Raw genomic sequence first — 12,012 nt, forward strand, 5'->3', positions numbered from 1 at the left:
AAGAAAAAGGGAGACATGCCATGTACCAGCACTTTATCGAAGGCCTGCAACGCCTGGGCCGTGCACTGATGCTGCCGATCGCGATCCTGCCGATCGCCGGCCTGCTGCTGCGCCTGGGCGACACCGACCTTCTGAACATTGCGGTGATGCACGATGCCGGTCAGGCGATTTTCGCCAACCTGGCGCTGATCTTCGCCATCGGTATCGCCGTGGGTTTTGCCCGCGACAATAACGGCACCGCCGGCTTGGCCGGGGCCATCGGCTATTTGGTGATGATCTCCACCCTCAAGGTGATGGACACCACGATCAACATGGGCATGCTCGCCGGTATCGCCAGCGGCTTGATGGCCGGGGCGCTGTACAACCGCTTCAAGGACATCAAGCTGCCGGAGTACCTGGCGTTTTTCGGCGGCCGGCGGTTTGTGCCGATTGTTACCGGGTTCTCCGCCGTGGGCTTGGGCGTGGTGTTCGGCCTGATCTGGCCACCGATCCAGCATGGCATCAACAGCTTCGGCGTACTGCTGATGGAAAGCGGCAGCCTCGGCGCATTCGTATTCGGCGTGTTCAACCGCCTGCTGATCGTCACCGGTCTGCACCACATCCTCAACAACATGGCCTGGTTCGTGTTCGGCAGTTTTACCGACCCGGCCACCGGCGCGGTGGTCACGGGCGACCTGACCCGCTACTTTGCCGGCGACCCCAAGGGCGGCCAGTTTATGACCGGCATGTTCCCGGTGATGCTGTTCGGCCTGCCCGCCGCGTGCCTGGCGATGTACCGCAACGCTTTGCCGGAGCGGCGCAAGGTCATGGGCGGGATCTTCCTGTCGATGGCCCTGACATCGTTTCTGACCGGGGTGACCGAGCCGATCGAATTCGCCTTCATGTTCCTCGCGCCATTTCTGTACCTGATCCATGCAGTACTGACGGGTCTGTCGATGGCCGTCACCAATATGTTGAACATCCACCTCGGCTTCACCTTCTCCGGTGGCTTTATCGATATGGTGCTGGGTTGGGGCAAGTCCACCAATGGTTGGTTGGTGGTCCCGGTCGGCTTGGCGTATGCGCTGATCTACTACAGCGTGTTCAGCTATTGCATCCGCCGCTTCAACCTGAAAACGCCGGGGCGTGAAGATATCCAAGCCGCGCCGACGCAAAACCTGACCGACAACCAACGCGCCAGCGCCTATATCCGCGCCCTGGGCGGTGCAGACAACCTGCTCAGCGTCGGCGCCTGCACCACCCGCCTGCGCCTGGATATGGTGGATCGCAACAAAGCGCTGGATGCCGACCTCAAGGCGCTGGGCGCCATGGCCGTAGTGCGCCCCGGCAACGGTGGCAGCCTGCAGGTGGTGGTCGGGCCGATGGCGGATAGCATCGCCGATGAAATTCGCTTGGCCATGCCGTCATTCGTCGCTACCGCACCGGTGGCAGCGGCACCTGTGGATAAACCGAAAGCGGTGAATGAGCAGCACGCCGAGCAATGGCTGAACGCCTTGGGCGGACGCGCGAATGTGCGCCAATTGGAAGCGCTGGCCATGACCCGCCTGCGGGTGGTGCTGGGCGATGATTCAGCCTTGTCCGAAGCGCAACTGACGGCGCTGGGCTGCCAGGGCGTCAGCCAGCTCGACAGCGGCGTTTGGCACCTGCTGGTCGGTGACAAGGCAACCGGATTGGGCGAGGCGCTGGAACGCCTGACCCGCCCGCTCAACGCCTGACCGGCGGGGGGCACCACTGACTTATCTACAGCCCGTTCACGGCGCCATTCTCCAAGCTAAGGGTTCTTTCCCTCAGCAAGGAGAATGTGCCCGTGAGCACGTCCAGCCCCCCTATCGCCCCGACGTTCGATGAGATAAAGGCCTACCTCAATCAGATCGGCCAGCATCTGCTCGAATCCCCCACACTGTTGATCCCGGAGAAAGCCCCCTCGCCTGACCTGCGTTATCTCGAACGCTTGAACGGGCTGATCCGTGGCGCCCGCCGGCAATACCTTGAACATGCCCGTGTCCACTACGGAACACTGCGCGACATCGATCTGCGCAGCGAAGCAGGACAAGCCTTGCTCGCCACCCTCAAGGCCAACCTCGATACCCGGTTGCGGCAACTGGATCTGGCCCACCAGATCGACGGCAAGCCGCGTAAATCCTTTATGACCTTCGACGCCGGCTTCATCGCGCTGACCCACGAAGCCAAGCTCGGCGTGCAGGATCGGCTGTTGCACCCACAAGAAGGCGCGATGCTTGAAAAGGTGTCGCTGTACCCAACCCTGCGCCCGGGGCTGTATGCGTTGCGCTTCAGCTATCAGGAGCAGACCGTCGAGCTGGCCGGTGCGTTTGTGGTGACCGAAAAAAACCATCCCGTGCCGAGCAGCCTCACCGCCCCGCAGGATGTCGGCCAGGTGCTGCTGTTCACTCCAGCGCGGGGCGTCGAGTCATTCGATTCATTGGCGCTGCTGGACAGACGCCTGCACCAGCAGTTCGAACACCCCGCCAGCACCGAGGAATTCAGGGCGCTGCTGCCAGTGCGCTACCAGGCGCTGGGTAGCAGCGGAATCTGGCCGCTGACGCTGTCGCCCATCAGCGATAAGCCGCTGTTCGAGCACGTGAACGAAGTGCTGATCGACCGGCGCACCCTGGACATCGAGCGCGCGTTAAGCCTTGTGGATAACCCGGACCAGAACGCCGCGCAACTCATTGAGGCTGTCGAGCATGCCATCGAGGCCGCCCTGCCCGACCTCACTGCCCGCCTTGAACTGCGGGCCCAGACCCTGCTCGAACGCTGCCTGCGTTACAGCGCGCCGGACTGGTACCGCAGCGCCAGCGAGGTCGCGCGCAGCACCCTGGCCGAGCGCCTCAAGGGCTACGATCAGGCGCGCCGGGCAATGCTGGAGGTGTTGAACCCGGCCACCACCCCCCGCACGCTGGCACGCTATCAATGGCTGGAACGGCTGGCGGACGAGTTGGACATCCACGACCTGGAACCCCAGCACTTGCTGGTCAGCACCCGACGCTTCGTCCCCAATGTCGGCCATTACGATCACGACCGCACGCTGATCGAGCTGGCCTTGCGCGGCCTGCATACCGACGATGAAAAGCCGGGCTCCGACTTCCTCGCCAACACCGTCCTCACTTACAAGGATGCGCCCCTGCCGCCGGCCTATCAGGATCTGAACGTCGCCTGGCTGGCGCAGCAAATGGCCACCCTGCAACCGCGCCTGGACTTCGCCGATGCGCAACGCGATCTGCATGGCCGGGCAGAAGTGCGGCGCGCGGTTGAGCACATGCTCGATCAACGTATCGTCGCATTGGCGTATATCGCCCACCTGCAAGGTCATCTGCTGGAGAGCGACCTGCAACTGCTTGAGCGTCTGCGCGAAGGCACCGACCCGCAGCTCAGCGCCGCCACCGTGGGGGCCAATACCCTGTCGCTGCACGGCGCACAGCTTCAGGACCTGTGGGTGCTGCGCCGCACGAACGCCAGCGGCGTCGTGGACCGCGTGCTGCTGTGCACCCCTGAAGCGCCGCGCGACCAGCAATTCAAGGCCTTCGACACGGAACGGGCCTGCCAGCAACATATCCTCGGCTGGACCTTGGACAACGGCCTGAAGGCCGCGCCGGGGAGCATGACCGATTACCTGATCACCCGCGTGCCGCTGCGTTTTCGCGCGGCGATGCAGCACGTACTCAGCAACCTGAGCCTCAAATACCACGCCGAGGAATACAAAGAGGTCACCTTCAGCACCACCGCCAGCCACGCCGAATGCCTGCAAGCGATGTCGCGCCATGTGCTGTCGGCGCGTATCGACGACTATGCGTTCAGCACCCCGAACTGGTACCGCTCGACCACCGATGAGGTGCGCAAACAACTGGTGACCGCCGCCGAGGACGCCGAAGGGGCGCTGCAGGCCTACCACGAACATCCGCTCTCGGAGGCTAATTTCCACAGCTTCAACACCTACCTCCATGACCAGGCCCGACAACGCTTGAATGGCCTGCTGGGTCGCCCAGGGAATGACGTCGACCCGGATACCGTCTGGGTCTATGCCCCGCCGACATTAGTTCTTGCCTCGCGCCCCGAACCGATGACCTACACCCAATTGTTTCGCGACGGCTACGCCGACGGGGTGGGCTTTCTCGATGAGAAATTTTCCCGCTCGGCCACCTTCAGGGGCCCGGAGGGTATCGACCTGAGCGCACTGACCGCCGAAAAGGTCGCGCGCTCGGTCACCGGGGTGTGGATCGGTCAGCGCTACACAGACAAAGTCAGACGCGAACTGCTGAATGCCGACAGCCCGGCCTATGACTTCCGGCGCAATGCCATTCTGGCCATCACCCAACGCCAGTTGCTCAGTGGAGCCATCGAGGCGCAGCTCAAAGGCGACATCGCCGGGGCGGACCTGAATTGGCTGAAAAAAAGCATCGCCAGCCTGGGCGACACCACCGTGCAAACCCGAAAGACCTACGCCATCCACCGCTTGATGATCGATGGCGATTGGGTGATCGACACCTACCTGTTCAGCCACGCCGACAACCCGGTCCTGCTGTACACCCCGCAAGCGCCCGACGGCATCAGTTTTCGCGAGGCTCGGCTGTTCAATTACCTGCTCAAGACCCAGCCCGGCTGGATCGGCTACCTGGTCAACCGGGTCGGCGTTCAATCCCAGGTGCGAGTGCGCAGCTTTCTGGAAGAAGCGCGGCGCCTGCTGCCCGCGCACTTGGATAGCACCAGCCTCAGTCCGGCGCGCTACGACGCCATAGCCGGCGTGCCGCCTGTTACCGACCTGCGCCAGCTGCTGTACAACATGAAACTGCAACGCAAGATCGACAACGTCACGGGCACCACGGTCAACCGCACGCAAATGGTGACCGGCATTCTCTGGACCTGTGTGGAATGGGTCACCGCTATCGCCACCGCGCCCTACCCGGTGCTGAGCCTGAGCACCGGGATGTTGCTGGCTTTCAAGGACGCCATGCTCGCCCTGCACGCCTATCACCAGGGCGACACCGGCGCGACACTGGAACACCTGGCCGGGTACCTGTTCAACAGCGCCGGCGCGGTGTTCACCGACTTGCGCCCGGTATTGCGCGGCCTCAGGCCGACTGGCAAACCGTTGCGTCTGGCCGCAGCCAAGAACGAACACCTGCGCGCCATGAAATTGATCCGGCAACTGGAGCCCGCCCCTGCGGTGCCCGCCAACATGCAGCCGGTGATGTTCGAAGGGCAAGCCTTGTGGGCGAGCCGTACGCCGGATGTGATCGGGCGCTATTTGCTGTATCGGCTCGATCCGCTCAGCGGCAGGTTGGTCTCGACCACCCGCGTGGCCGCCCCCAATGCCGAGGGCGTATGGCGTCGTACCGGAGTGGCCGGCGGCGGCCCGAAATATGAAGCGCTACCAGAGACACCCCAACCGTTTGCCCAGTATGAAATGCCGGAGAAACACTGGCGCGACCTGACGACGGTGATCAACCCGAACGTGCGCGAAGAACTCATACGGCTGGGCCGCGAACGCGACGTGCCGGCCTATACGGTGTTGTCGTCCGCGGCCGATAGCGTGAAACACTTGCAGCCGGTTTACGTGCAGAAAGTCGAGCGGCTGATCAAGGATGCGCGCAATTTTTTCCGATTCCTCGACCCGATCCCCACCCGCGCGCCCGCGCCGCCCATAGAGGCCGGCACAACCTTCAGGCAACTGCTCGACAGCGATGTGTTCGCCGGCAACAAGAACCTGGTCATTGGGGCGGTACCCGGCTCCATCGCCAGTAAACAGGTGCTGATGCAACAGATGGACGCCCTGATCGAAAAAGGCTTCAAGCGCCTGTACGTGGAATACCTGCCGGGGGACGTGTTCCGGCCGAAACTGGAGAAATTCAACAAGGGCCAGTCCTGGCGGCACATCCAGCAGCATATGCGGAGTATCGACAGCGCCTTCGGCATCGCCGACGACGCCGAGTTTTCCTACGCTGCCCTGCTAGGTAAAGCGCAGGAAAAAAAGGTGCAAGTCTGCGCCCTCGATGCCACGACGTCCTATCAACTCGAAGACTCGCTGACCCTGCTCGGTAATACGCCGTCCACCACGCCACGGGGCAATGACCTGAGAAACTTCTATTCCCATAAAGTGATTCAAGCCGACAGCGTCGACGCCATGGATGAACGCTGGGTGGCCTTGGTCGAACCGTCCCGGATGCGCAGCTTCAATCAAACCCCGGGGCTGGCCGACCTGCACAATGCGGTGGCGTTGCGCATCGACGACGTGGGTGCGAACCAACCTGTCGGCCTTTGGCTGGATACTCCCGGCGCGATTCCCGGCGATGGACTGGCCAAGGCCGATTACCGTATGACCCTGCACACCGACTACAAAGCCCCCCAACCCAGTATCGCGGAGAGTGCACCCCAGCCCGGTCACTTCAGTGAGTTCGACATTGCGCCAACCTTCAGGGACGACATCGCCAGCCTGGCCGAACACCCCAGGGGCCTGGACACGCGTTACGCCCCCAGCGGTGCCCGCAGTCGTGCAGCATTCGATGCCTTTGTGGCGCTACGCACGCAGTTGAAGGCCAAGGCCCGAGCGTTTTTTGCCGACTATCACGCCACGCCCCGACCGGAACTGCCGCACCTGAGAACGGACACCACACCGGAAGCTTTCCTCAAGCAGGTCAATGACAGCACGTTCTCGGGGCTGGTGATTGGCGAAGCCCACTCGGCCCAGGCGAGCAAAGCGTTCCTGCGCAAACAGATGAAGACCCTCAAGCAACAAGGCTTCAAAACCTTATATGTCGAGCACCTGCTGACCGACCTGCATCAGGCACAACTGGACCTGTTCCATCGCACCCAGCGCCTGCCCGACGGGCTCAAGGCTTACCTCAAGCGCCAGGACAGCGGGCATATGCCGCTGTACCGAGGCCCTAACAGTTATTCCGAAGTGATTCAGGCCGCCGGCAAATACGGCATTCGCGTTCGCGCCCTGGACTGTACGGCCAGCTATCACGTCAAAGGCCTGGAGGGCATCACCGATCGCAATCAACTGTTCAGCTATTTTGCCGCTCAGGTAATCAAGGCCGACCAGACGGCCCATGGCCCGCACAAGTGGGTGGCGTTCGTAGGCAGCGGCCACACCAATACTCAGCTCGGGGTGCCGGGGCTGGCCGAATTGCAGGGCGCCATCAGCCTGCATATTCGCGACGTCGCGCCCACCCTGTCGCGCAGCCTGCATCGCGGTTATTGGGAGACGGACATTCAGGGAGCCTACTGGATTGCCGTGCGTAGCGACTTCAAGCTGGACGTCGGTATCGCAGGCACCCAGACGCCCCTGCCCTTTCCTGCCGCCGACCGCTCGAAACTGACCCGACCCGGCTTCTTTCTGGTGGAACGCCCATCAGCCGCCGAAACCAACATCCTGCACCGCTCCCGTAGCGGCGAGATCGTTTCCACGCCAATTCAGGTAGACGACAACGGGCTGTTTTTCATCGACCGCTGGAACATGAAAGAACAGCGCTTCGAGTTCCAGAACACCCTGATCGAAGCCTTGAGGGAAGAGGTGAAACTGACACCGGCCCCCTGAACACCGGCCACAAAAAACCCGCCGACCATAAAGGCTCGGCGGGTTGCTTGGAGTGGCTGCCGGCAGATCAGAAATCCGCCAACGACCACACTTCATACGCAGGTGTTTCGTAGGGATGGCTGAGCTTTAACGCAGCCACTGCGGCTACGATCAAATCGTTCGCCACCACCATCTCAACTTTCCACTCATCGACCACTTCAACCTCGCCGACTTGCCCGAGAAACGGCTGGCTGCCGTCCAACGCGCGAAACTGGCCGCGGCCCAGCACTTGCCAGGCGCAGCTGTCGTAGTCGCCGATGCGCCCGCCGCCAGCTGCAAAGACGGCGGTTTTCACCGTCTCCACATGACTGTCGGGCACAAAGAAGCTGAGCTTGTACACCGCCTCAGTTCACCCACACGCGCGCGTTGCGGAACATGCGCATCCAGGCACCGTCTTCGTTCCACTCTTCCGGACGCCACGAGTTCTGCACGGCGCGGAACACGCGCTCCGGGTGCGGCATCATGATGGTCACGCGGCCGTCGCGGCTGGTCAGGCCGGTGATCCCACGCGGCGAGCCGTTCGGGTTGGCCGGGTAGGTCTCGGTGACCTTGCCGTGGTTGTCGACGAAACGCAGGGCCACGGTGCCGGACAGGTCGGCTTCCAGCAGTGCCTCTTCGCTTTCGAACTCGGCATGGCCTTCACCGTGGGCGATGGCGATCGGCATGCGCGAACCGGCCATGCCTTGCAGGAAGATCGAGTTGGACTCCTGCACCTGCACCATGGCGACACGGGCTTCGAACTGCTCGGAGCGGTTGCGCACAAAGTGCGGCCAGAACTCGCTGCCCGGGATCAGCTCGTGAAGGTTGGACATCATCTGGCAACCGTTGCACACACCCAGGGTGAAGCTGTCGTTGCGCTCGAAGAAGCCCTGGAACGCATCGCGGGCACGGCTGTTGAACAGCGCCGACTTGGCCCAGCCTTCGCCGGCACCCAGCACGTCGCCATAGGAGAAACCGCCACAGGCCACCAGGCCCTTGAACTCGTTGAGGTCGACACGACCGGCGAGGATGTCGCTCATGTGCACGTCGATCGCATTGAAGCCGGCGCGGTCGAACGCCGCCGCCATTTCCACCTGACCGTTGACGCCCTGCTCACGCAGCACCGCCACCTGTGGGCGGATGCCTTTCTTGATATACGGCGCGGCGATGTCCTGGTTGACGTCGAAGCTGAGCTTGGTGCTCAGGCCCGGGTTGTCTTCTTCCAGGATCACGTCGAATTCCTGCTCGGCGCAGTCGGCGTTATCGCGCAGGCGCTGGATCTGGTAGCTGGTCTCGGCCCACTGGCGTTGCAGCAGACGACGCTGGCCGCTGAACACGGTGTCGCCGTTGAAGGAGATATTGATTTCGCCGTTGTTGATCGGCTGACCGATCACCGCGACGCAATCGGCCAGGCCGGCCGCGCTGAACTGAGCCAGCACATCCGGAGTGGCGTCCTGACGGACCTGGATCACTGCACCCAACTCTTCGTTGAACAGGATGCCGTTGATCTCGGACGCATCCTCGGCAACGCTGTCGAGCACGATGTTCAGGCCGCAGTGACCGGCGAAGGCCATTTCCACGACGCTGGTCAGCAAGCCGCCGTCGGAACGGTCGTGGTAGGCCAGCAGGTGGCCGTCGGCGTTAAGGCCCTGGATCACGGCGAAGAAGGCTTTGAGGTCTTCGGCGTCGTCGACGTCCGGGGCCTGCTTGCCGAGCTTGCCGTGGGTCTGCGCCAGGATCGAGGCGCCCATGCGGTTCTGGCCACGGCCCAGGTCGATCAGCACCAGGTCAGTGGTGCCCTTGTCCATGCGCAGTTGCGGGGTGAGGGTCTGGCGGATGTCGGTAACTGGCGCAAAACCGGTGACGATCAGCGACAGCGGCGAGGTGACGCTCTTGTCGGTGCCGTCTTCGTTCCAGCGGGTGGCCATGGACATCGAGTCCTTGCCCACCGGGATGGTGATGCCCAGCTCAGGGCACAGCTCCATGCCGACGGCTTTCACGGTGTCGTACAGGCGCGCGTCTTCACCCGGGTGGCCGGCGGCGGACATCCAGTTGGCCGACAATTTGATGTCGGACAGCTTGCCGATGCGCGACGCGGCGATGTTGGTGAGGGTTTCGCCAATGGCCATGCGGCCCGACGCCGGAGCGTCCAGCAGGGCCAGCGGGGTACGCTCGCCCATGGCCATGGCTTCACCGGTATAAACGTCGAAGCTGGTGGCGGTGACGGCCACGTCAGCCACCGGGACCTGCCACGGGCCGACCATTTGGTCACGGGCCACCAGGCCGGTGATGGTGCGGTCGCCGATGGTGATCAGGAAGCTCTTGCTCGCCACGGCCGGGTGATGCAGCACGCGTTCGATGCTGTCGGCCAGTTCCAGCTTGCTTGGGTCGAAATCATCGCCCAGTTCGGTTTCACGTACCGCCGAACGGTGCATGCGCGGGGCTTTGCCCAGCAGCACTTCGAGGGGCATGTCCACCGGGCTGTTGCCGAAGTGGCTGTCGGTGACGGTCAGTTGCGGTTCGGCAGTGGCTTCGCCGACCACGGCAAACGGGCAGCGCTCACGCTCGCAGATGGCCTGGAAGCGCGCGAAGTCGTCGGCGCCGACGGCCAGCACGTAACGCTCCTGGGATTCGTTGCTCCAGATTTCGTGCGGGGCCATGCCCGGCTCGTCGTTTGGAATATTGCGCAGTTCGAAGCGGCCACCACGGTCGCCATCGTTGACCAGCTCCGGGAAGGCGTTGGACAGACCGCCCGCGCCGACGTCGTGGATAAAGCTGATGGGGTTCTTGTCACCCAGTTGCCAGCAACGGTCGATGACTTCCTGGCAACGGCGTTCCATTTCCGGGTTTTCACGCTGTACGGACGCGAAGTCCAGGTCCGCCGAGCTGGTGCCGGTGGCCATGGAGGAAGCAGCGCCGCCGCCCAGGCCGATCAGCATCGCCGGGCCGCCGAGCACGATCAGCTTGGAGCCGACCAGGATCTCGCCTTTCTTGACGTGTTCTTCACGGATGTTGCCCATGCCGCCGGCCAGCATGATCGGCTTGTGGTAACCGCGCACTTCATCGCCACGGGGGGTGGTGATGGACTGTTCAAAGGTACGGAAGTAGCCGGTCAGGGCCGGACGGCCGAACTCGTTATTGAACGCGGCGCCGCCCAGCGGGCCTTCGATCATGATGTCCAGCGCGGTGACGATGCGCTCGGGCTTGCCGTACGGCACTTCCCACGGCTGTTCGAAGCCCGGGATCTGCAGGTTGGAGACGGTGAAACCGGTGAGGCCGGCCTTGGGCTTGGCGCCGCGACCGGTAGCACCTTCGTCGCGGATCTCGCCGCCGGAACCGGTGGCTGCGCCTGGGAACGGGGCAATCGCGGTCGGGTGGTTGTGGGTCTCGACCTTCATCAGGATATGCACCGGTTCCTGCACCGCGCCGTATTGGCGGGTCTCGGGGTCCGGGAAGAAACGGCCGGCGACGGAGCCGACGATTACCGAGGCGTTGTCCTTATAAGCAGAAAGAACACCTTCGCTGTGCATCACGTAGGTGTTCTTGATCATGCCGAACAGGCTTTTTTCCTGGCTTTCGCCGTCGATGTCCCAACTGGCGTTGAAGATCTTGTGACGGCAATGCTCGGAGTTGGCCTGGGCGAACATCATCAGTTCGATGTCGTGGGGGTTGCGCTTGAGGCCGTTGAAGGCGTTGACCAGATAGTCGATCTCGTCTTCGGCCAGGGCCAGGCCCAGTTCGGTATTGGCCTTCTCGAGGGCGGCGCGGCCACCGCCGAGCACGTCAATCGCGGTCAGCGGCTTGGGCTCGGCATGGCTGAACAGACCGGCGGCCTGTTCCAACTGGCCGACGATGATCTGGGTCATGCGGTCGTGCAGGCTGCTGGCGATCAGCTCGGCTTCGGCCTCGCTGAACTGCCCGGCGACGTAGAAGGCGATACCGCGTTCCAGCCGCTGGATATTCGACAGGCCGCAGTTACGGGCAATGTCGCTGGCCTTGCTCGACCAGGGCGAGATGGTGCCGAACCGTGGCAGAACCAGGAACAAGCGGCCGCTCGGCTCTTGAACGGGAACGCTTGGGCCGTACTTCAGAAGGCGTGCCAGCACTTGCTGTTCGTCGGCGGTCAAAACGCCGCTCACGTCGGCGAAGTGAGCAAATTCAGCGTACAAGCCTGTAACAGCTGGAACCTTCTGGCTCAGTTGCTCAAGGAGTTTGCTGTGGCGAAAGGCAGAAAGGGCAGGAGCGCCGCGCAGGATCAACATCTTCGGGACAGCCTCGGGAAGGGGTGTGCTTTGAGGCCGTGCATTCTAGCGTAAACCGCCGCCAACGGCACCCGAAACGGTATCGCTGGCCGCTGCCGAACGTCAGTTGGCCGCGATTGCACCTTATCGCGGCGTCATCCGCTGCATTCCGCGCAGTTATTTTAACCGTCACAAACG

4 protein-coding genes are annotated in these 12,012 nt (G+C 63.0%); 2 read left to right on the forward strand and 2 right to left on the reverse strand.

Features of this window, described 5'->3' with window-relative positions:
• Positions 1-20: 20 nt before the first annotated feature.
• Both nagE and HRH33_RS22020 read left to right on the forward strand, forming a co-directional pair.
• Complete coding sequence (gene nagE / locus HRH33_RS22015; protein ID WP_167416635.1) at positions 21-1,715, forward strand: N-acetylglucosamine-specific PTS transporter subunit IIBC; 1,695 nt, start codon at positions 21-23, stop codon at positions 1,713-1,715.
• A gap of 92 nt (positions 1,716-1,807) precedes the next feature.
• Positions 1,808-7,555 (forward strand): membrane-targeted effector domain-containing toxin, encoded by a 5,748-nt coding sequence (locus HRH33_RS22020; protein WP_173603551.1) that lies wholly within the window; start codon positions 1,808-1,810, stop codon positions 7,553-7,555.
• Between the two features lie 67 nt (positions 7,556-7,622).
• On the opposite strand, the gene HRH33_RS22025 is transcribed toward HRH33_RS22020, so the two are convergent.
• Together HRH33_RS22025 and purL are read right to left on the reverse strand one after the other, a co-directional pair.
• Complete coding sequence (locus HRH33_RS22025; protein ID WP_094065485.1) at positions 7,623-7,934, reverse strand: YqfO family protein; 312 nt, start codon at positions 7,932-7,934, stop codon at positions 7,623-7,625.
• A gap of 4 nt (positions 7,935-7,938) precedes the next feature.
• Complete coding sequence (gene purL, locus HRH33_RS22030; RefSeq protein WP_167416633.1) at positions 7,939-11,835, reverse strand: phosphoribosylformylglycinamidine synthase; 3,897 nt, start codon at positions 11,833-11,835, stop codon at positions 7,939-7,941.
• Positions 11,836-12,012 lie beyond the last annotated feature (177 nt).

The sequence above is a fragment of the Pseudomonas rhodesiae genome (assembly GCF_013285305.1).
GTDB classification, from domain to species: Bacteria; Pseudomonadota; Gammaproteobacteria; order Pseudomonadales; family Pseudomonadaceae; genus Aquipseudomonas; species Aquipseudomonas rhodesiae.

What these genes read in the sequence shown, in the direction of transcription:
- nagE (WP_167416635.1), top strand. Translation starts at nt 21, where the DNA reads ATGTACCAGCACTTTATCGAAGGCCTGCAACGCCTGGGCCGTGCACTG.
- purL (WP_167416633.1), bottom strand. Translation starts at nt 11,835, where the DNA reads ATGTTGATCCTGCGCGGCGCTCCTGCCCTTTCTGCCTTTCGCCACAGC.